Origin of the sequence: Rhodoferax sp. BLA1 (assembly GCF_013416775.1) — a bacterium.
Lineage (GTDB): Bacteria > Pseudomonadota > Gammaproteobacteria > Burkholderiales > Burkholderiaceae_C > Rhodoferax.
The window spans coordinates 938,382-957,848 of record NZ_SZVI01000013.1 but is presented as its reverse complement, the minus strand read 5'-3'; the positions used below and the strand labels follow the sequence as shown (position 1 = coordinate 957,848).

Genomic DNA, 19,467 nt, shown 5'->3' with positions numbered 1-19,467 from the left:
AATTGTTCATATCTCTGTCGCTGATACGGATCGCCGATTCACCCACTGTTTTTGGCATTCTAAGTGCTTGTTTATGGCCCACTAGATGGCCGTCTGACCGTGTCAGGCGGAGTGTTGTGTGAGCTCCTTGAGGCGCTGTAACAGTGCCGCAAAATCGGCTGCAAACGCCGAAATATCCGCCCCCAGATGGGGGGTGTCGCTGCTGTCCCCGTTCTCGCTCAGTGCGCTTTGCAGGGCAACAGCGCGCTGTGTCAGGCCCTCAACACCCAGCGCCCCCAGCATCGACTTGGCGTTGTGGATGACACCAAGCATGGTCTCTCGGTCCCCGGCTAGTAGCGCCTGTTCCAAAGTCTGCAACATGCCAGCGCGTTCGGCAACAAAGCGGACAACAAGCTTGGCGTACAGATCGCGCCGCCCCATCATGTGTGACACCGCCTCGGTGACGTTGATGCCCGGAATCAGGGCCACGGCAGCGAGCATGGTCTCAACATCGTTGCCGGGGACGTTCCGCACAGGCGCTGCCTGTTGCGCCAGGACGTGCGTCGGTTTGGGCGGTTGGGGCGCCACAGGCAGGTGGCGCAGAAGGATCGGGAACATCTGGTTGGGGTCAATCGGTTTGGCGATGTAGTCGCTCATGCCCGCCGCCAGACAGCGTTCGCGGTCCCCGCCAAGGGCGTTGGCCGTCAACGCGATGATCGGCAAGTTGGCAAAACGAGGATCTTTTTTGATCAGGTCTGCCGCATCAAAACCGTTCATGACCGGCATATTGATGTCCATCAGCACCAGGTCGAAGGCCTGTTCCTGCAACAGACGTATGCCGTGTGAGCCGTCACGGGCCATGCTGACGCGGGCGCCGACCAGATCCAGAAGGCCGTGCACCACCTCCTGGTTGATCGGGTTGTCTTCCACCAAAAGGATATGGCGTCCGTACAGACCTTCCCAGCGCACGGGCAAGCCAGATACAGGCGCTTTGCTGGCATGTTCGGGATGCACCCGTCTGGTGACAGTATCCAGCAGCTCGGAGGGTGTCACAGGTTTGCTCATCACCGCTGCAAAAAGTGAACGATCAACGTGGTCCGGCAAACCTTGCACGTTGCTGGCCATCAACACCAGGCGCGGCCTGCGTCCACGCAAAGGCAGCTGCTGGATGTCCTCGGCCAGCTGCTGCCCATTGACTTCAGGCATTCGCCAGTCAATGAAAACAATGTCGTAGGGACGATCCTCGGCGTCGACCTTGGCAAGCTGTGTGATGGCTTGCTGGGCCTGGCTGGTCTCGTCGACAAGAATGCCCAGTGAACACAACAGCTTGACCAACTGGCCACGCGCCTGGGTGTTGTCATCCACCACCAGCGCATACCTGCAGCCTTCTACCGATGTGGGGCGGGCCGTCACGCCAAACTGCGCACTCACGGTCAGACAGATCTCCAATGCAAACACGCTGCCGCAGCCGGTCTGTGACCGGACGCTGACCTTGGCGTCCATCAGTTCTGCGAGATTTTTGCTGATCGCCAGGCCCAGCCCCGTGCCCTCGAAACCCTGGCGAGCTGAACCATGGAGTTGCTGGAAAGGCGAAAACAGCAGGGACAGTTGTTCTTCGGTGATCCCGATGCCCGTGTCTTCTACCTCAAAACGCAGGGTGATCTGTGCGCCATTCCGGTTGAGCGCGGCAACACGCAGAACCACATCACCATCCCCAGTGAACTTCACGGCGTTGTTGGCAAAGTTGATCAGGATTTGACCGATGCGCATTGCATCACCCACCAACATGTCGGGCAGGCCAGGCTCGATGGCGATGATCAACTCCAGGCCCTTGGCGTCAGCGCGCTCCCAGACCAGGTCAGCCACATGGGAGAGCAAACCTTCGAGTGAAAACTCGGTGTGGTGAATCGGCAGTTTCCCCGCCTCGAACCTGGAGAGATCCAGAATGTCATTCACGATCGCGAGCAGATGTTGCCCAGATGACCGAATGCGTTCAATGTAATGGGCAACACGCTGTGAGGTATTCACATGCGCAGCGAGATGACTCATGCCCAGAATGGCGTTCAACGGGGTGCGAATCTCGTGGCTCATGTTCGCCAGGAACTCGGCCTTGGCGCGGCCTGCTGCCTCGGCCATGTCGCGGGCAGCGGCCAGTTGTTCGGTGCGCACCACCACCTTGTCCTCCAGCGTGCGTGTCATCTCCTCAAGCTCCCGCTGTGTGCGGATCTGCTCGGTGATGTTCAGCGCCACGGTGCCAACGGCAACCACCGTCTTGTCGTCATCCCCCCGCACGGGGAAACACACCACGCTGTAGGTGGTTTCACCGTCATCCCCGGACGGCCTCGTCTGGTTCAGGCGAAACGCCTGGCCGCTGCGAACCACCTCACGGTGTTCGGCTTCGCGTCTGCGCGCCTCTTCGGGCGGAAACAGTTCGGCATCGGTTTTGCCGAGAACATGGCCGGGCGGGGCGTTGAAGGCCGATTCAAAGACCGGGTTGGCCATCAGGTAGCGGCCTGAAGCACTCTTCATATGGATCTCGGCCGGAATGTTGTCACGGAAGGCTGCCAGCTGTTGCTGACTGCGTGCCAGAGAAAACCGCGAGCGCAAGTCCAGCCACGTCAACGCGGCAATCAGGACAACCCCCAAACCAATCAGCGCCACCAGCGTGTTGAGTGCAAAGTGGTACGAGCGAAAGGCCTCGTCCATCTCCTCCTCAATCACGATGCCCATCTGCGTGTCGGGCAACCAGGAGGCCGCACCCACAACCCGCCGTCCGCGAAAGTCGATGTAGTTCTCGATCAGGCTGGTCTGCAGCGAATCGTGTTCCAGCAAACGTGCCACCACCTGCGTGTAGGCGCTGTTGCTGCCGGGTTGATCGGCAACCTCAGTGTCCTCCTGCATGACGCGTGCAGACAGGCCGAACAAGCTCCAGCCGGGTTCCGCGCCAATGGGCTGGGGCAGACTTTTTTCAAAACGGACCGGCGACAGGATTTGACCGTCATCATCCACAACATAGGCATCACCGGTCAACCCGGAGCGGCCCGCGTGTAACAACCGATAAAGGCGTGGAAAGGGGTTTTCATGCAAACACAGGAAGGCGAGGTTGGTTATGCCCTCGTTGATGCGTGAGCAAGACAGCTGGTAGGCAACATCGTTGGGGTTGTCGATCACCAGGCCTGCAACCGGGTGATGCGCTGAAATAGGCCGCGTCATGGCGGCACCGGTCAACTCGGCCAAGCGCAACGCCTCTTGTGTCGACGGCAGCGTCGATTGGCCAATGTACTGCCGATTTCCTGAGGCAATCACGTGAAGCCCGTCTGCCGAGATCAACTGGTAGTCTTCGAAACCACGGCTCTGATAACGTGGTGTGATCCAGCTTTTAAGTTCATCGTGGGTTACCCGTTCACTGGGGCCACCCAGCAGACGTTTGGTGAGCTCCTTGAAGCGAGGTTCGTCGGCAATCGTTTGTACACGGGCGGCTGAGTCCTGCTGCTGCAAAGCTAGAACCCGCTCCATTGTCTTGAGGTTGCTGATGATGTGGTCAGCGAGGCTGCGCCGGTACTCGTTGCCGATCACGTTGAGTACCGCAGTACCCGCAGCAATCAGCACGACGATGGCAACCAGGGCCTGTAACACCCGGACTCGCAAGTCCTTGCGCGAGGTACTCATGGGACAGGTTCTCTACTCACATGGGGGCCCCAAATGTCGTGTGATTTGCTGCAGGCAATAAAAAAGCACTTAGTTGTGACGCTAAGTGCTTTTCATTGTGTTTGGTGGGAACTGAGAGATTCGAACTCTCGACCTACGGATTAAGAGTCCGCTGCTCTACCAGCTGAGCTAAATTCCCGTTCGGGTTGCGGTTAACACCGCTGTCGAAGCCCTAGATTATATAGGCAAATTTCACGTTTTTTTTCTGCCCGCCGGGGCAGAGCTTGCCTGGCTACATCAGCAGGTGTTCACCCGCGTTGTCGCCACCCAGGGTCACGTAGTTCACCTTGCGGATGTCCATCAGCTTTTTGCCACCGGCGTAGCTGATCGAGCTTTGCACGTCCTGCTCCATCTCGATCAGGGTGTTGGCCAGTTTGCCTTTGATCGGCTCCAGGATGCGTTTGCCTTCCACGTGTTTGTATTCACCCTTGTTGAAGTCGCTGGCCGAGCCGTAATACTCTTTGTAGAGCCTGCCGTCCACTTCCACCGTCTGGCCCGGGCTTTCTTCGTGGCCGGCAAACAGCGAGCCGATCATCACCATGGTGGCGCCAAAACGCACACTCTTGGCAATGTCGCCATGGTCGCGGATGCCGCCGTCGGCAATGATCGGTTTGGTGGCGACACGGGCACACCATTTAAGGGCGCTGAGTTGCCAGCCGCCAGTGCCAAAACCGGTTTTGAGTTTGGTGATGCAGACCTTGCCTGGGCCGATGCCGACCTTGGTGGCGTCGGCGCCCCAGTTTTCCAGGTCAATCACAGCCTCGGGCGTGGCCACGTTACCGGCAATGATGAAGGTGCTCGGGATCTTCTCGCGCAGGTAGGCGATCATGTTCTTCACACTGTCGGCATGGCCGTGGGCGATGTCGATGGTGATGTATTCGGGCGTTAGGCCCTGGGCCACGAGTTGGTCCACGGTGTCATAGTCGGGTTTTTTCACACCGAGCGAGATCGAGGCGTACAGACCACGCGCCTTCATGTCTTTGACAAAAGCGACGTTGTCCAGGTCAAAGCGGTGCATCACATAAAAGTAGCCGTTTTGCGCCAGCCAGATACAAATCGGCTCACTCACCACGGTTTTCATGTTGGCGGGCACCACCGGGATGCGAAAGCGCCGTGGGCCAAAGTCCACCCCGGCGTCGCATTCAGAACGGCTCTCCACCCGGCATTTGCGGGGCAGCAGCAAGATGTTGTCGTAGTCGAAAATTTCCATGGTCAAGCGTCTTTCTCTAAAGGTTGAAAACAAGAGCGCTTGGATTGCGACCGGTTGGTGCTGGCAGCGGCGCGAGGGCCGAGCGGGCACAAAAAACCGGGCTGCAATTGCTTGGGCCCGGTGTCTGATTCTACCGTGTTTGGCCGCCTGGCTCGTTTGTCTCTTCTTTTGGGCAGCGCGAACCGGCCGCTGCCAGTACCTGGCCCTGGGCGTCCTGGACCCAGCCCAGCAGTTGCAACCGTTTCGGCTGGGTGCCCTCGGGCAGGCTCATGGCGCGGAATTCTTCCAAACGGATGTATTCCTGATTTGATAGTGTTTCACCCTTTTCCCATAAGGGCTGGAGTGCATTTCTGACCAGATTCCTTGGCAGCGGTGAACCCTCGGCGCCGCTGGGCAGGTTTTCCACCAGAAGCACCCAGCCCGACAGCGGCCAGGCCAACGTGTTGTTGGCTGGCAGGGTGAGCGTCACCGACATACCCACATAGTTGTTGACCGCAGGCCCATGCGCCAAACGCAGTGTGATCCCCGGCCAGTTGGCAACTGATGTGGTGTGTTGGCTTTGGGTGGCGGGGCGGGGCTGTTGTTGTGAGGCCAGCCGTGCCTGGGCATCGCTGCTGGCCGCTGCGGCCAGTGCGGCGTCTTCACCCTGGCTGCCGGGCACGATCCAGTCCAGCACCAGGGCCTTGGGCGGGGCCGCGGGTGTGCTGGGGTCGCGCCAGCAAGTGTCGCAGTCGGCGTTGATAAAACGCTCGAACAAGGTGGTGGGCGCGGGCTGGTCGTCGCTGCTGCAGGCCGACTGGCCATGGGCCAAGGTTGCAGCCAGCAGCAGGGGCAGGATCGGCGCCGCAAAGCGCCATACGTTTTGGGTCATGCCCCTTTGTACATGGGGCGGCAAAGCTGTGCGGGGTTGACGGGTTTTGTGGGGGCTCAGGCCAGCGAAATCTGGGTGAGGGCGCTGAAGCTGTCTGCCAGCAGCGCATTGCTGGCGAGCACCGCATTGCCCTGGCGCAGACCGTCATTGGCCCAGAACGGGTTGATGCGGCCACCGGCCTCGGTCACCAGCAGCAGGCCTGCTGCCACGTCCCAGGCGTTGATGTGTTGTTCGGCATAACACTCGATGCGGCCTGCACTGACATAGGCCAACCCCAGCGCACCCGAGCCCGCCCGACGCACCGCGCAGCCGGTGTGCATCGTTCGGCTCACCAGGTTGAGGTAAGCGTCCACCGGTTTGCGGCTGGACCAGCCGATCTCAGCACTGGCCATGTTCAGTGCTGAGATGTTGCTGACCTGCAGGCGTCGGCCATTGAGCCAAGCGCCCTGGCCGCGTCCGGCCAGAAACAGTTCGTCACGCATCGGGTCGTAGATGGCACCCGCCTCTAGCTGACCTTGCACCATCACCCCCAGAGAAATACAAAAATGCGCGATGTTGCGGGCAAAGTTGGCGGTGCCGTCAATCGGGTCAACAATCCACAGGCGCTCGACGTCGGTCAAGCCGCCGCCTTCTTCACCCAGCACACCGTCCTGTGGAAAACGTTGTGTGATCTGTTCACGCACAAACTGCTCAACTGCGAGATCGGTTTCGGTCAGGTAATCCTGCTGGCCCTTGAGGCTGTAGGCGGGTCGGTCGGGCTCCAGAAAAGCGTCACGTATCAGCGGGCCTGCGGACAGGGCCAGCTCTTTCACTGCTTGCATCAAGGGGGTGGTCATGCGGGGCTCAAAGAGTGGCTCTCAAGAATACACCACTGGTCGATGGGCACATTTTTGGACGAACGGCACAGCGCCAGTTGGTCAAACACCAGCTCTTGCCCCTCAAACTGCTCTGCTAGCGGCTCCAACAAGCCTGCGATCTGCGGCTGCGGCTCGCCATACGCCAGGCTCACATGCGGAAATGGTGATAGCCCCGATGCTGTGCGGGTGATGGCCTGCGTGGCCTGCTGCATCAGGCCAAAAGCCGGGCTCAGTGCCAGGCGCAGGTAGAGGCAGCGGAAAAAATGTTCGCTGCTCTCCACCCCATCCACACGCCAGCGCAGCGGCGCCTGGCATGCCGCCAGCCGCTCCAGCAGGTGGCTCAGGGGCGCCAGATCGGTGCTGATGTCACCCTGGATCGTGACGTGGGGTGCAAACACCGGGCCGCCCAGGTGACCTGACAACAGCGCTATGCTGTTATGGAGCCGCGCAGTGTCGGCAGTGCTTGGCAACAGCCAGATGGAGTACTCATTTGTCATGGCAACACCTACTATTTACCCACGCTGGCCAACACATCGGCTTTGAGGAAACGCTCCACAAACAACATGAACAGGGTGGGCGGAATCAGCAACAACAGCGCGGTGATCGAGGCGATCTGGTAATTGCCTTCCATCGCGGCATTGAGCATGGTCAGCGGCAGGGTCTGGATGTTGGGCACCCCGACAAAAAAGGTGCCTGAAAACTCGTCGAGTGAAATCAGGAACACAAATATCGCACTGGCCATCAGCCCCGGTGCCGCCAGTGGCAGCGACACGGTCAAAAAGGCGCGCAGGGGTGAGGCCCCCAGATTGCGCGCGGCCTCCACCTGCTCCTGGCCAATCGCGGCAAAGGCGGCGGACGCAATCCAGATCGCCAGCACCAGCCCCTGGATCGCATGCACCAGCATCACGCCCCAAATCGTGCCGGTGAGCCCGAGGCCGTAAAACATGCGCGCAATGTTCAGGTGCACCGCCACGGTCGGGAAGGCCTGCGGCAACAGAAAAAACAGCAAGAACAGACTGCGCAGCGGCAAGTGGCGTTTGGACAGGGCGTAGCCCGCCGGAATGGCCACAGCCAGGCTGAGCACCACCGTCAGCAGCGCGATGACCAGGCTGGTGGACAGGGCGCGCATGGCCCCCGCCTCGGGTCGAAACACCTTGTCCCAGAAGGCGAAACCCCAGCGCACCGGCAACTTGGCCGGGTAGTACCAGGCCTCGGTCACGGTCCAGATTAGCATGTTGAGCAACGGCCCAAAAATGGCGACAGCCAGCAGGCCAATCAACAGGCCGCGCAGCAAGGTGCCCAGAAAGGTAGGAAAACGGAAGTGGGTCAAAGTCATTTGGGTGGCCTGCCGTCGCGCAGCCCTTGGCGCAGGTAAAACCAGGCGGCGACACCGCTCATGGCAAAAGAAACAAACCCCAGCGCGTTGGCCACGCCGTAGTCACCATAGGAGTTGACGCGCCAGGCCATGTCCACCGTCAACATCGTGGGCGAACCCGCAATCACCATCATCGGCACCGACAGTGCCGACAACATGGTGACAAACGACAGGATCAACGCCACCCAGACCGTGGCCTGCACCTGTGGCAACACAATCTCGAACAGCGCCCGCAGCCGCCCGGCGCCCAGACCCCGGGCCGATTCGATCATCGAGCGGTCCATCGCGGCCATGGCGCCACCAATCAGCAGCGTGGCAAACGGCAGCTGTTTCCAGACAAAGGTGATCACCACACCGCGCCAGTCCAGCAGGCTCACCGCGTTCAGCGGGTCCACCAGGCCAAGCGACATCAATGTGTTGTTGAGCATGCCGTTTTTGGCCAGAAAGGTGCGCATCAATTGCGCTGCCACCACAAACGGGATGAACAGCGGCCAGCGGTAGATCCAGCCCAAGACCGCCACCGCACGCGGGTTCTCACCCAGCGTCAGGTAACCGGCAATGGCAATCGACAGGATGCCCACCAGCGCGGTGGACAACACGGTGACACCCGCCGTCAGGACAATATCACCGCCATACAGGGCAAAAGCCTTGCTGAAGTTGCCCAGGTCCCAGCCGCCGGTGAGCTCGTTGTGGAAAGCGTAGGTCAGCGACATCCCGAGCGGGTAAACAAACAGCAGGCCCACCATCAGCACGGCCGGTGCCAAAAGAGCCAGCATGGCCAGTGAGGAGGCGGGGCGCTGCATACGGGGCATCACCTCAGTTTTGAACCTGGACTTCGTACTGCTCTCGCATATCTTTGAAGAACGGTGCCAGCGGGAACGGTTTGCTGAACTTGGCCAGATCGCTCGGGGTCACGTCGACAAACAGCTGGTTCCAGGTTTTGGCATCCAGCGAGGACTTGACCACATTGGCGTCGATGCCCGGGTACCAGTTGAAGCGTTTCACAATGCCCTCGGCCTGCACAGCCGGGCTGGTGGCCAGGGCGATGAACTTCTTCGCCAGTTCCACATTTTTGGCCTTGGCCGGAATGGCGTAGTAGTAAGGCTGGCCAGGCATGCCGGGTGAGAGCAGTTTGAGCTTCAGGTTGGGCGCCAGGCGGCCTTCGGCTTGCCAGGTGTGGAACATGTCAACCCAGACCGGGCCCATGGCGATTTCGCCGCGGTTGAGCATGTCCAGCGTGCCGGCGTTGCCGGGGGTGAACACCACCTGCTGGTTAAAGGCTTTCAGGTCGGCAAAGGCCTTTTTCCAGCCAGCCTGGGCTTTGGCGTCGTAGGGGCCTTGTTGCACCACATCGGGGTTGCCACCGTAGGCATACATCCAGCCCACCACAAACGCTACACCCGACATGCCGCCTTTGAGGCCGTTGTAACCAAAACTCTTGGGGCTCTTGGCCACAAAGGCCCGCAGCTCGTCGTAAGAGGCGGGCGGGTTCTTGATCAGGTCGGGGTTGTAGGCCAGGGCGGTCTGGCTCTCGAACATCGGCATCACGTAGCCGTCCACATTCACGCCCAGCGCCTGTTTGGCGCTTTGGCTCACGGCGTATTTGCCGGTGCTGATGCTGTCACGGTATTTCAGCAGCAGGCCGGCTTGCACCATTTCACCGGTTTTTTGCTGGTTCGGCACGATCACGTCGGTGTCCCAGGTGGCCAGACCGGCGGCCTTTTGTGCCTGCAGTTTTTCGAGCATCTTTTGTGAACCGGCGTCATCCGGGCCGGTGCCGACCACGCTGACCTTGACCCCAGGGTTCTGCTTTTCAAACAGCGGGCCGAGGTAGTCGGTGACGTAATCCACCATGTTTTGTGAGCCACCACTGATCACGTTGAGGGTGACCTGGGCCTGTGCCGACAGACTCAGCGAGCCCAGGGCGAGGGTGATGGACAAAGAAAGGGCGCGTTTGAATGGCTTCATAAAAGTCCTGATGAGTTGCAAAAAAGGAGAGGGGTTCAGTGCTGTGCCAGCGGCTGGCGAGAAGATTCGCGCGGGTACACATGCAGGGCGTCAGCGGGCACATGCACCGCCACCGTTTGGTTGTGGGCCACACTCTGGTGGTGGTCGATGAAAAACGGCCCGCAGTGTGTCTGGATCTCGCATCGGTAGCCGCCGCCCAGGTAACTCACCTGGGTTACCCGGCCGGGCAGTTGCAGGCTGTCCTGCGCAGGTTCACCTGGCATCTGCAGGCGGGCGGCCTCACTGCGAAAGTGCACCTGAGCCGGGCCGCTGCTCGGCAGCGCTGCCTGGCAGCGGATGTTGGCGCCGGGCAGGCCGGGCACACTCAGATGCACCCCCGCGTGCGAGACCTCGGCCTCACAGTGGATGATGTTTTCTGCCCCCATGAACGAGGCCACGTAAGGTGTTTTGGGGTGCTGAAAGACCTCTTCGGGTGTGCCAATCTGGGCAATCTGACCCTGGTCCAGGATCACCACCTGATCCGCCATCACCATGGCTTCTTCGCGGTCGTGGGTCACCAGCACGGCGGTGACGCCCAGCTGGCGCTGGATCGCGCGGATTTCGTGGCGCATTTGCAGCCGAATGCGTGCGTCCAGGTTGGACAGCGGTTCGTCCAGCAGCAAAATCTGCGGCTCCACCGCCAGTGCCCGCCCCAGAGCCACGCGCTGGCGCTGGCCGCCGGAGAGTTCGGTCACCGGGCGCTCGGCATACCCTTGCAGGCCCAGCATGTCGAGCAGGCTGCTGATGCGGCGCGCGATGTCGGCACGCGGCATCTTGCGCAGCTTCAGTCCGTAACCCATGTTCTGGGCCACGTTCATGTGCGACCACAGCGCGTAAGACTGGAACACCATCGCCATGTCGCGCCGCTCGGGCGGTTCGTGGGCGATGTCGCGGCCGTTGACACTGATGCTGCCCGCACTGGACGGTGTAAAACCCGACAGCGTGCGCAGCAGGGTGGTTTTGCCACAACCTGACGGCCCCAGCAGCGCCACAAAGCTGCCCCGGGTGATCGACAGGTCAATGCCTTTGAGCACCTCGTTGGCGCCATAGGCCACACGTAGCCCGTGCACGGAGATATGGGGTTCGGACAATGACATGGAATTTTTGTAAATGTTTTGGCTGACACAACGACAGCCGACAACTATCGCTGGGCAATATGAAAAAACGGTGACAGCCGCGCTTCCTACAATCGGGCCATGTTTGCTTCCCCACCTTCTGAGCCCGTTTCCACCTCGTCCCTGTTGCACAACCTGAACCCGGAACAGCTGGCCGCCGTCACCCTGCCGGCCGAGCACGCGCTGATCCTGGCCGGGGCCGGTTCCGGCAAAACCCGGGTGCTGACCACCCGCATTGCCTGGCTGTTGCAAACCGGCCAGGTGTCACCCGGCGGCATTCTGGCGGTGACCTTCACCAACAAGGCCGCCAAGGAAATGATGACGCGCCTGGGCGCGATGCTGCCTGTCAATGTGCGCGGCATGTGGATAGGCACCTTTCACGGCCTGTGCAACCGGTTTTTGCGTGCGCATTACAAACTGGCCAACCTGCCGCAGGCGTTTCAGATCCTGGACACCCAAGACCAGTTGTCGAGCATCAAGCGCCTGTACAAACAGTTCAACATCGATGACGAGCGTTTTCCGGCCAAACAGATGCAGTGGTTCATCGGTGGCTGCAAGGAAGATGGCCTGCGCCCCAGTGCCGTGGTGGCGCGTGACGATGAAACCCGCAAAAAGATCGAGATCTACCAGCTCTACGAAGACCAATGCCAGCGTGAAGGGGTGGTTGATTTTGGTGAGCTGATGCTGCGCTCTTATGAGCTGCTGCGCGACAACGATCCGATTCGCGAGCATTACCAGCGGCGTTTCCGTCACATCCTGATCGACGAGTTTCAGGACACCAACAAGCTGCAATACGCCTGGGTCAAGATGCTGGCCGGCACCGGTGCCCACAGCAGTGTCGACGGCGCTTTTCAGCCGACCGGCTGTGTGCTGGCGGTGGGTGATGATGACCAGAGCATCTACGCCTTTCGCGGCGCACGGGTCGGCAACATGGCCGACTTCGTGCGCGAATTTGGTGTGCAGCACCAGATCAAGTTGGAGGAAAACTACCGCAGCGGCAGCAACATCCTCGATAGCGCCAACGCCCTGATCAGCCACAACAGCAAACGCCTGGGCAAAAACCTGCGCACCGCGCAAGGTCCGGGTGAACCGGTGCGGGTGTATGAGGCCACCAGCGACTTTGCCGAAGCGCAGTGGATGGTCGACGAGATGAAGCAACTGGTGCGCGAGGACCATGAGCGCAAAGAGATTGCGGTGCTGTACCGCTCCAATGCCCAGAGCCGAGTGATTGAGACCGCGCTGTTCAACGCCGGTATGCCCTACAAGGTTTATGGCGGCCTGCGCTTTTTTGAGCGGGCCGAAATCAAAAACGCGTTGGCTTACCTGCGCCTGTTGGAAAACCCGCGCGACGACACCAGCTTCATGCGCGCGGTGAACTTCCCGCCGCGTGGCATTGGCGCCCGCAGTTTGGAGCAACTGCAAGACCTGGCCCGCGCCAGTGGCTGCGCCCTGAGCGACGCCGTCAGCGGCCTGGGCGGCAAGGCTGGCACCAACATCGGTGCGTTTCTGGCCGGTATCGACGTGTTGCGGGAACAAACCCAGGGCACCAGCCTGCGCGAAACCATCGTCGCCACGCTGGAGCACAGTGGCCTGCTGACCCACTACAAGGCCGACCGCGAAGGCGCTGACCGGCTGGAGAATCTGGCCGAACTGGTCAACGCCGCTGAGAGTTTTGTCAGCATCGAAGGTTTTGGCCGTGACGCCGTCGCTTTGCCGGTGGATGAACTCGGCCAGGCCTTGACCCAGTCCCCCGCCTCGCAAGGCCTGGACCTGAACCAGCCGCTGCTCGACATGCCCGCGCCTGATGCGGAAACCGGCGAAACCCTGTCACCGCTGGCCGCCTTTCTGACCCACGCCGCGCTGGAAGCCGGTGACAACCAGGCGCAGGCTGGGCAAGATGCTATTCAATTGATGACGGTGCACGCCAGCAAAGGCCTCGAATTTGACGCGGTGTTCATCACCGGCATGGAAGAGGGCCTGTTTCCACACGAAAACTCAATGAACGACCGCGACGGCCTGGAGGAAGAGCGCCGCCTGATGTATGTGGCCATCACCCGCGCGCGCAAACGCCTGTACCTGAGCCATTCCCAGACCCGCATGCTGCATGGCCAGACGCGATACAACCTCAAGAGCCGATTTTTTGAGGAACTGCCCGAAGAAGCCCTGAAATGGATCACGCCCAAACAATCCGGCTTTGCTGGGGGCGGCAGCGGTTTTGGTGGGGGTGCTTCATATTCAGGAGCTGCTAGCCCTTATTCTGAGAGGGCTAGAGGCCAATTTGGCAATGACTACTCCAAATACAGCGCACCTGTGCCGCCGCAGCGCCCGGAGGCTTCCGGCCACAGTTTCAAGGTTGGCCAGAAACTGTTTCACGCCAAGTTTGGTGAAGGCACGGTGACCGCGCTCGAAGGCAGCGGTGACGACGCCCGCGCCCAGATCAACTTCCCGCGCCACGGTGTGAAATGGCTGGCACTCAGTGTGGCCAAGCTGACGCCGTTGCCGTGAGCATGAAAAAACCGACTGCATTCTTGCGAATGTCAGTCGGTTTTGAAGTTGAGCCAGCTGCTCACTCTTGGTTGGGTGGCGCCTCGGTCGGTGCCTCAAAACTGTCCTGGTAGGTGAAAAACAGCGAGGTGAAAAACATCGCGGCCACCAGCAGCAGGCCGGGGAACAACATCACATTGGCCAGGCCGGGGCTGTTGAAGAGGTTGGCGCTGGTGATCAGCAGCAGCACCACACCCACCATCACCGCCATCCACAGCAGCGCAAACACCGTCAGCGCCCAGAAGTTGCGCAGACAGGCGACGATGCTGAAAAACATGGCTTTCAAAACGGGCAAACCCTGCCAGTACACCAGGGCCGGGGCATGCCAGAACAGCAGGGATAGCGGCAGGTGCAGGCCGATGAAGGTCCACATCGCAGCCTGAAAAGTCCCGCTGCCCATCATCTCGGCCGTGGGTGCTTGCCCACCCAGGTACATGCGGGCAAAACCGCCGCCGTCCACCAGGTAAGAGGCGCCGATGGCGCACAAGAAGCCGCCCGCGTAGATGGCGCCCAGTGTCAGCATGGCGCGCAATTTGACCGGTCCGCTGCGAAAGCCGATGAGCAAAATCAGCGGCATCGGGAACTTGCCCAGGGTGGCTTCGCTGGTGGCGGCCATCAGCCCGAGTGTGATCGCGGGCAACAGGGTCATGGCCAGCGGCAGGCCAATCAGCGGCACCATGGTGGCCACCGACATCAGGGCCAGAAACATGAAAAACAGCCCGGCCAGCGCCAGCGGCTGTTTAAAAAAGGTGCGCATACCCAGCTTGACCCAGGCGGCACCCTGGCGGGCGGGGACCAGTTGTAACTTCATGCCAGGCCTGCCAGTTGTTCAAACGTCATCGCGTGCTGGCAGCGTGCCTGCAGCACCCGCTCAAAATGGCTCGGGTCGTGGGCTTGTAACAGGCTGGCCGCGCGCGGCAGGTAAAAGTCCCACAGGCGCGACACCCAGAAACGCAGCGCACCGGCGCGCAACATCGCGGGCAGCAGCTCGCGTTCGGCCGCCTGCAAGGGGCGCACGGCGCTGTAGGCTGATATCAAGGCTTGAGCGCGCGGGGCATGGTGGGCGCCGGTTGGCAGGTCAACACACCAGTCATTGAGGCACACCGCCAGGTCAAACACCCAGCTGTCGATGCCCGCAAAATAGAAGTCGAAAAAGCCGCTGAGCTGTGGTTGGCCACTCACCGTGTCAAACATCACGTTGTCGCGGAACAGGTCGGCGTGGATGGGCCCGCGTGGCAGCGCGGCGTAACTGGCGCTGGCCGCCACCGTGTTCTGGTAGGCCAGCTCGGACTGCAACAGGTTTTGCTGGCTGCCCTGGATGTAAGGCAGCACCACCGGCACCACCTCGTTCCACCAGGCCAGGCCGCGCAGGTTGGGCTGGGTCAGCTCAAAGTCAGACCCGGCCAGATGCAGGCGCGCCAGCGTGGCGCCGACCTGGGCGCAGTGGGCCTCGGTGGGGGCCAGTTCACTTTTGCCGTGTAACTTGTCCACCACCGCAGCGGGTTTGCCTTTGACATCAAACACCAGCTCACCCTGTGCATTGGCATGGGGCTCGGGCACCAGGATGCCGCGCTGCGCCAGGTGTTTCATCAGCCGCAGGTAAAACGGCAGTTGCTCAAAACTCAGGCGCTCAAACAGCGTGAGCACATAGTCGTGCACCTGGCCTGCGCGTTCGGTGGAGGCGAAATAGTTGGTGTTTTCAATGCCGCCTGAACAGGCTTTCAGGCTGTTGAGTTCCCCCAAGCCCAGTGTACGCAGCAGCTCGCGTGCCTCGTGCTCAGAGACTTCCGTGTAAACCGCCATGTTTTAAAACCCCAGGACTTTCCAGGTGCGCTCGCCGCTCTTGGGCTCCACCTGGTAGGCCGGCATGCCATTTTTGGGCTGCACGTCGATGCTCTTGGTCTCGCTGCCGATGCGCACCTCGTCGATGCGGGTGGCGGTGTCTTCTACCACGATGTGCTGGGTGGTCTGCTCGGTGGGCTCTTTGGCCGCAACGGGTGCCGGGCTGGCCTGGGGTGTGGACGGGCTGGCCGCTGTTTGCGCCTGGCTCGCACCGGCAAGCAGGAACAGGGGCAGAGCGCAGGCCAGGGCGCGGGCAGAAAACAGGCTGAAGGAGGGTGTTGCGTGCATCATTTGATTGTAGTTGTGCCGTTATACCCCGGTGTCGCAGGCAAAATGCCGCCATGAACACTGCTCCCCCTCAAACTTTGCTGCTGGTTGACGGCTCCAGCTACATCTATCGTGCTTTTTTTGCGGGCGGGGAGGCCATGAGCGTGACCCTGCCCGACGGCAGCGTCCAGAAGACCGGGGCGATCCGCATCATGATCAACATGCTGCAAAGCCTGCGCAAAGAGGTGCCCGCCGCCTACGCCGCCTGTATTTTTGACGCCAAAGGCCCCACTTTCCGTGATGAGTTGTACCCGCAGTACAAGGCCAACCGTTCGCCCATGCCCGATGACCTGCGCAGCCAGATTGAGCCGATCCACGAGGTGGTGCGCCTGATGGGCTGGAAAGTGCTGGCGGTGCCCGGTGTTGAGGCCGATGACGTGATTGGCACACTCGCCGCTGCCGCCTCCGCCCAGGGTATGGAAGTCATCGTCAGCAGTGGAGACAAAGACCTGGCGCAACTGGTCAACGAACACATCACCATCATCGACACCATGAATGGCCGGCGCCGTGATGTGGCCGGAGTCACCGCCGAATTTGGTGTGCCGCCGCACCTGATGCGCGACTACCAGACCCTGGTGGGTGACACCGTGGACAACGTGCCCGGTGTGCCCAAGGTCGGCCCCAAAACCGCTGCCAAATGGCTCAACGAATATGGCTCACTGGAGGCCATTGTGGCCAATGCCGACAACATCAAAGGTGCGGTGGGTGAGAACCTGAAGAAGTCGCTGGATTGGTTACCCACCGGGCGCCAACTCGTCACGATCAAAACCGACTGCGACCTGAACGGCTGGCTGCCTGGCTTACCTGCTATGGATGAAATAGCTACTGGCTCAATGGATACGGGGGCTCTGGCCATTTTTTATGAAAAATTCGGGTTCAAAGGCCTGGCCCGGTCGCTGGGCGCAAGCAGCGAGGCACCGGCCCAGTCGGGCGCGACTGCCGAAGCAGGCCCGGCCACCCAACCGGGCCGCGAGCGGGATCTGTTTGACGAGCCCGATGCCGAATCCGCTCCGACTGTGGCAAAAACCGGCAGCCTGCGTTGCGACACCATCCTCACCTGGGCGGCTTTTGACACCTGGCTAGCCCGATTGCAGGCAGCTGAGCTGGTCGCCATCGACACCGAAACCACCTCGCTTGACGAGATGCGTGCGCGCATTGTGGGCATCAGTCTCAGCATCACCCCAGGTGAGGCGGCTTACATCCCGTTGGCCCATGTCTACCCGGACGCCCCAGCCCAGCTGCCGCTCGATGAGGTGCTGGCCAAACTGAAACCCTGGCTCGAAGATGCCAGCCGGGCCAAGCTGGGCCAGCACATCAAATACGACCGTCATGTGTTTGCCAACCACGGCATCGAGGTGCGGGGTTATGCACACGACACCATGCTGCAAAGTTATGTGCTCGAAGTCCACAAGCCTCATGGCCTGAGCAGCCTGGCCGAACGCCATCTGGGCCGCCAGGGCATCAGTTTTGAAGACCTGTGTGGCAAAGGTGCCAACCAGATCTGTTTTGACCAGGTGGACGTGGCCAAAGCCGCCGAGTATTCATGTGAAGACGCCGACATGACGCTGGAAGTGCATCAGGTGTTGTGGCCGCAGTTGGCGCGCGATGAGAAACTGCGTTTTATCTACGAGCTGGAGATCAAAAGCAGCGAGGCGCTTTACCGCATCGAGCGCAACGGTGTGTTGATTGACGCGCCCACGCTGGCGGCGCAAAGCCACGAGTTGGGTCAGCGCATTGTGCAGTTGGAAGCCGAGGCCTATGAGATTGCAGGCCAGCCCTTCAACTTGTCCAGCCCCAAGCAGTTGGGCGAAATCTTCTTTGACAAGCTGGGCATGCCGGTGGTGAAAAAAACCGCGACCGGCGCGCGCAGCACCGACGAAGAGGTGCTCGAAAAACTGGCCGAAGACTACCCGCTGCCCGCCAAGCTGCTGGAGCACCGGGGCCTGGCCAAACTCAAAGGCACCTACACCGACAAACTGGCCCAACTGGCGCTGCCCAGTGATGGCCGGGTGCACACCCATTACGCACAAGCCGTGGCGGTCACCGGGCGCCTGTCCAGCAACGACCCGAATCTGCAAAACATCCCGATCCGCACCCCGGAAGGTCGCCGTGTGCGTGAGGCCTTTGTGGCGCCTGCTGGCAGCTTGATTGCCAGCGCCGATTACAGCCAGATCGAGTTGCGCATCATGGCCCACCTGAGCGGTGACGCGGCGCTGTTGCTGGCCTTTCATGACGGCATGGACGTGCACCGCGCTACCGCCGCAGAAATTTTTAACATCGACACCGCCCAGGTCAGCAGTGAACAACGGCGTTATGCCAAGGTGATCAACTTCGGCCTGATCTACGGCATGAGCGCCTACGGCCTGGCCAAGGCCCTGAGCATTGACAACACTGCCGCCAAGAACTACATCGCGCGTTATTTTGAGCGTTACCCCGGTGTGAAGCTTTACATGGACCAGACCCGAGAACTGGCCAAACGCCAGGGTTATGTGGAGACCGTGTTTGGCCGCAGGTTGCAGCTCTCAGGGATTCAAACCGCCAAAGGTGCCTTGCTGGCGGGTCTGGAGCGTGCCGCCATCAACGCGCCGATGCAGGGCACCGCCGCCGACTTGATCAAACTCAGCATGATCAAGGTACAAGAGGTCATTGATGCGCAGAAACTTCGTACCAAGATGATCATGCAGGTGCATGATGAACTGGTGTTTGAGGTGCCCGAGGCCGAGGTCGACTGGGTGCGCCATGAGGTGCCCAAACTCATGGCCGGTGTGGCGCAGCTCAAGGTGCCGCTGCTGGCCGAGGTGGGTGTCGGGTTGAATTGGGACAAGGCGCATTGACGTGGTGAAGCTAGGAATCTGACCTCATGGAACCGATAACAATTTTTGTGCTTGCAGCGGGGATTCTGAGCACCTTGCTGGTGTACGTGGCCATGAAGGTGAGCCATTTTGGTGAAAGCAAGGTGCTTGGTGATGAGCTGCTGAAGGTCAAGACCGACGCCGAGAACAACAAAAAGAAGCTGGCGGGTTATACCCAGTATGCAGAGCATCTGGAGGCCGCACGCCAGAGCGCCGCAGACCGTCTCAAGGCCTCGCCTGTGCGTGTGCTGCGTGAGTACAGCCATGTGGCGGCCTTGTCCAAGTCCAAACACAACCTGAAGTCTGAGGCCACCGTCATTGTTAAATACGCGGTAGAGTTTTCTCTGGGTTTGGACACCGGTCCCAATGGTCTTGTGGTGGCGCCTGCATCCAACGGGGTCAGTGTGACCCTCAAACCCCCGAGCCCGGTGGGTGACCCCAAGATCACAACGATGTCGCACCAAGTGATCAGCGCCCACGAGTTGCCCGATCGGCAATTGGCGCTGGCCGACATCCAGTCGCAGTTTCTGCCGCTGGCTTACGGCCATGCGCAATCTCTGTGTGCCGAAGAGGCGGTGCGCGCCTTGTGCACCTTAAAAGCCGAAGTCGCCTTGCGTGATGCGCTGGGCCAGCAGCCCGGTGTGCGCCATCTGCCGGCCTTTTTCTGCAGCTACAAATAAGCGGCTTGTCTCAGCCTGGCAACGCCCAGGCTTTACCTGTGTGTGGTCGCCAGCGCACAATCACCAGACGAAATGCAGTGGCTGGGCCAGACTTGGGCGC

The 19,467-nt window shown here is 60.7% G+C and carries 15 protein-coding genes and 1 tRNA gene; 3 read left to right on the top strand and 13 right to left on the bottom strand.

Annotation, left to right across the window (positions count from 1 at the left end; translation table 11 throughout):
- Positions 1-102: 102 nt before the first annotated feature.
- From FDG13_RS19915 to FDG13_RS19870, 10 genes are all read right to left on the bottom strand, one after another.
- Positions 103-3,648, bottom strand: coding sequence for a response regulator (locus FDG13_RS19915; protein WP_180132397.1), 3,546 nt, complete (start codon positions 3,646-3,648; stop codon positions 103-105).
- A gap of 102 nt (positions 3,649-3,750) precedes the next feature.
- Positions 3,751-3,826, bottom strand: a tRNA-Lys gene (locus FDG13_RS19910).
- 93 nt (positions 3,827-3,919) lie between these two features.
- Positions 3,920-4,897, bottom strand: a complete 978-nt coding sequence (locus tag FDG13_RS19905; protein WP_078364002.1) for a GMP reductase — start codon at positions 4,895-4,897, stop codon at positions 3,920-3,922.
- 130 nt (positions 4,898-5,027) lie between these two features.
- On the bottom strand, positions 5,028-5,768 hold the full coding sequence (locus FDG13_RS19900) for a hypothetical protein (RefSeq protein ID WP_255435335.1): 741 nt from the start codon (positions 5,766-5,768) through the stop codon (positions 5,028-5,030).
- Positions 5,769-5,824: 56 nt separating this feature from the next.
- Positions 5,825-6,604, bottom strand: a complete 780-nt coding sequence (locus tag FDG13_RS19895) for an inositol monophosphatase family protein (protein ID WP_255435334.1) — start codon at positions 6,602-6,604, stop codon at positions 5,825-5,827.
- Positions 6,601-7,122, bottom strand: coding sequence for a 2'-5' RNA ligase family protein (locus FDG13_RS19890; RefSeq protein WP_180132396.1), 522 nt, complete (start codon positions 7,120-7,122; stop codon positions 6,601-6,603). Before FDG13_RS19890 ends, FDG13_RS19895 begins: the two co-directional genes overlap by 4 nt.
- Before the next feature lie 11 nt (positions 7,123-7,133).
- Positions 7,134-7,961, bottom strand: a complete 828-nt coding sequence (locus tag FDG13_RS19885) for an ABC transporter permease (protein ID WP_180132395.1) — start codon at positions 7,959-7,961, stop codon at positions 7,134-7,136.
- Positions 7,958-8,803 carry an ABC transporter permease gene (locus tag FDG13_RS19880; RefSeq protein ID WP_180132394.1) on the bottom strand — a complete coding sequence of 282 codons (846 nt, stop codon included), beginning with the start codon at positions 8,801-8,803 and terminating at the stop codon, positions 7,958-7,960. Before FDG13_RS19880 ends, FDG13_RS19885 begins: the two co-directional genes overlap by 4 nt.
- Before the next feature lie 13 nt (positions 8,804-8,816).
- Positions 8,817-9,968 (bottom strand): extracellular solute-binding protein, encoded by a 1,152-nt coding sequence (locus tag FDG13_RS19875; protein WP_180132393.1) that lies wholly within the window; start codon positions 9,966-9,968, stop codon positions 8,817-8,819.
- Positions 9,969-10,003: 35 nt separating this feature from the next.
- On the bottom strand, positions 10,004-11,104 hold the full coding sequence (locus FDG13_RS19870) for an ABC transporter ATP-binding protein (protein WP_180132392.1): 1,101 nt from the start codon (positions 11,102-11,104) through the stop codon (positions 10,004-10,006).
- A 99-nt stretch (positions 11,105-11,203) separates the two neighbouring features.
- Here FDG13_RS19870 and FDG13_RS19865 point away from each other — a divergent pair, with 99 nt between their 5' ends.
- A complete protein-coding gene (locus FDG13_RS19865; protein WP_180132391.1) occupies positions 11,204-13,627 on the top strand; it encodes a UvrD-helicase domain-containing protein in 2,424 nt (807 codons plus the stop codon).
- Positions 13,628-13,688: 61 nt separating this feature from the next.
- Here the strand turns inward: FDG13_RS19865 and FDG13_RS19860 are convergent, their stop codons facing one another.
- From FDG13_RS19860 to FDG13_RS19850, 3 genes are read right to left on the bottom strand one after another with little or no spacing between them, the layout of a single operon-like run.
- Entirely contained in the window at positions 13,689-14,477 is a 789-nt protein-coding gene (locus FDG13_RS19860; protein ID WP_180132390.1) for a BPSS1780 family membrane protein, read from the bottom strand.
- The gene (locus tag FDG13_RS19855; RefSeq protein ID WP_180132389.1) at positions 14,474-15,469 is read right to left on the bottom strand and encodes a homoserine kinase; all 996 of its coding nucleotides are present in this window, start codon (positions 15,467-15,469) and stop codon (positions 14,474-14,476) included. The genes FDG13_RS19860 and FDG13_RS19855 overlap by 4 nt, the downstream gene beginning before the upstream one ends.
- 3 nt (positions 15,470-15,472) lie before the next feature.
- A complete protein-coding gene (locus tag FDG13_RS19850) occupies positions 15,473-15,796 on the bottom strand; it encodes a hypothetical protein (RefSeq protein WP_180132388.1) in 324 nt (107 codons plus the stop codon).
- A 53-nt stretch (positions 15,797-15,849) separates the two neighbouring features.
- Between FDG13_RS19850 and polA the strand changes: the two genes are divergently transcribed.
- The gene (gene polA / locus FDG13_RS19845; RefSeq protein ID WP_180132387.1) at positions 15,850-18,669 is read left to right on the top strand and encodes a DNA polymerase I; all 2,820 of its coding nucleotides are present in this window, start codon (positions 15,850-15,852) and stop codon (positions 18,667-18,669) included.
- A 26-nt stretch (positions 18,670-18,695) separates the two neighbouring features.
- Positions 18,696-19,367, top strand: coding sequence for a hypothetical protein (locus FDG13_RS19840; RefSeq protein ID WP_180132386.1), 672 nt, complete (start codon positions 18,696-18,698; stop codon positions 19,365-19,367).
- Positions 19,368-19,467 lie beyond the last annotated feature (100 nt).

Excerpts from the sequence above, each read along its gene's own strand:
- FDG13_RS19915 (WP_180132397.1), bottom strand. The coding sequence starts at position 3,648 with ATGAGTACCTCGCGCAAGGACTTGCGAGTCCGGGTGTTACAGGCCCTG.
- FDG13_RS19905 (WP_078364002.1), bottom strand. The coding sequence starts at position 4,897 with ATGGAAATTTTCGACTACGACAACATCTTGCTGCTGCCCCGCAAATGC.
- FDG13_RS19900 (WP_255435335.1), bottom strand. The coding sequence starts at position 5,768 with ATGACCCAAAACGTATGGCGCTTTGCGGCGCCGATCCTGCCCCTGCTG.
- FDG13_RS19895 (WP_255435334.1), bottom strand. The coding sequence starts at position 6,604 with ATGACCACCCCCTTGATGCAAGCAGTGAAAGAGCTGGCCCTGTCCGCA.
- FDG13_RS19890 (WP_180132396.1), bottom strand. The coding sequence starts at position 7,122 with ATGACAAATGAGTACTCCATCTGGCTGTTGCCAAGCACTGCCGACACT.
- FDG13_RS19885 (WP_180132395.1), bottom strand. The coding sequence starts at position 7,961 with ATGACTTTGACCCACTTCCGTTTTCCTACCTTTCTGGGCACCTTGCTG.
- FDG13_RS19880 (WP_180132394.1), bottom strand. The coding sequence starts at position 8,803 with ATGCAGCGCCCCGCCTCCTCACTGGCCATGCTGGCTCTTTTGGCACCG.
- FDG13_RS19875 (WP_180132393.1), bottom strand. The coding sequence starts at position 9,968 with ATGAAGCCATTCAAACGCGCCCTTTCTTTGTCCATCACCCTCGCCCTG.
- FDG13_RS19870 (WP_180132392.1), bottom strand. The coding sequence starts at position 11,104 with ATGTCATTGTCCGAACCCCATATCTCCGTGCACGGGCTACGTGTGGCC.
- FDG13_RS19865 (WP_180132391.1), top strand. The coding sequence starts at position 11,204 with ATGTTTGCTTCCCCACCTTCTGAGCCCGTTTCCACCTCGTCCCTGTTG.
- FDG13_RS19860 (WP_180132390.1), bottom strand. The coding sequence starts at position 14,477 with ATGAAGTTACAACTGGTCCCCGCCCGCCAGGGTGCCGCCTGGGTCAAG.
- FDG13_RS19855 (WP_180132389.1), bottom strand. The coding sequence starts at position 15,469 with ATGGCGGTTTACACGGAAGTCTCTGAGCACGAGGCACGCGAGCTGCTG.
- FDG13_RS19850 (WP_180132388.1), bottom strand. The coding sequence starts at position 15,796 with ATGCACGCAACACCCTCCTTCAGCCTGTTTTCTGCCCGCGCCCTGGCC.
- polA (WP_180132387.1), top strand. The coding sequence starts at position 15,850 with ATGAACACTGCTCCCCCTCAAACTTTGCTGCTGGTTGACGGCTCCAGC.
- FDG13_RS19840 (WP_180132386.1), top strand. The coding sequence starts at position 18,696 with ATGGAACCGATAACAATTTTTGTGCTTGCAGCGGGGATTCTGAGCACC.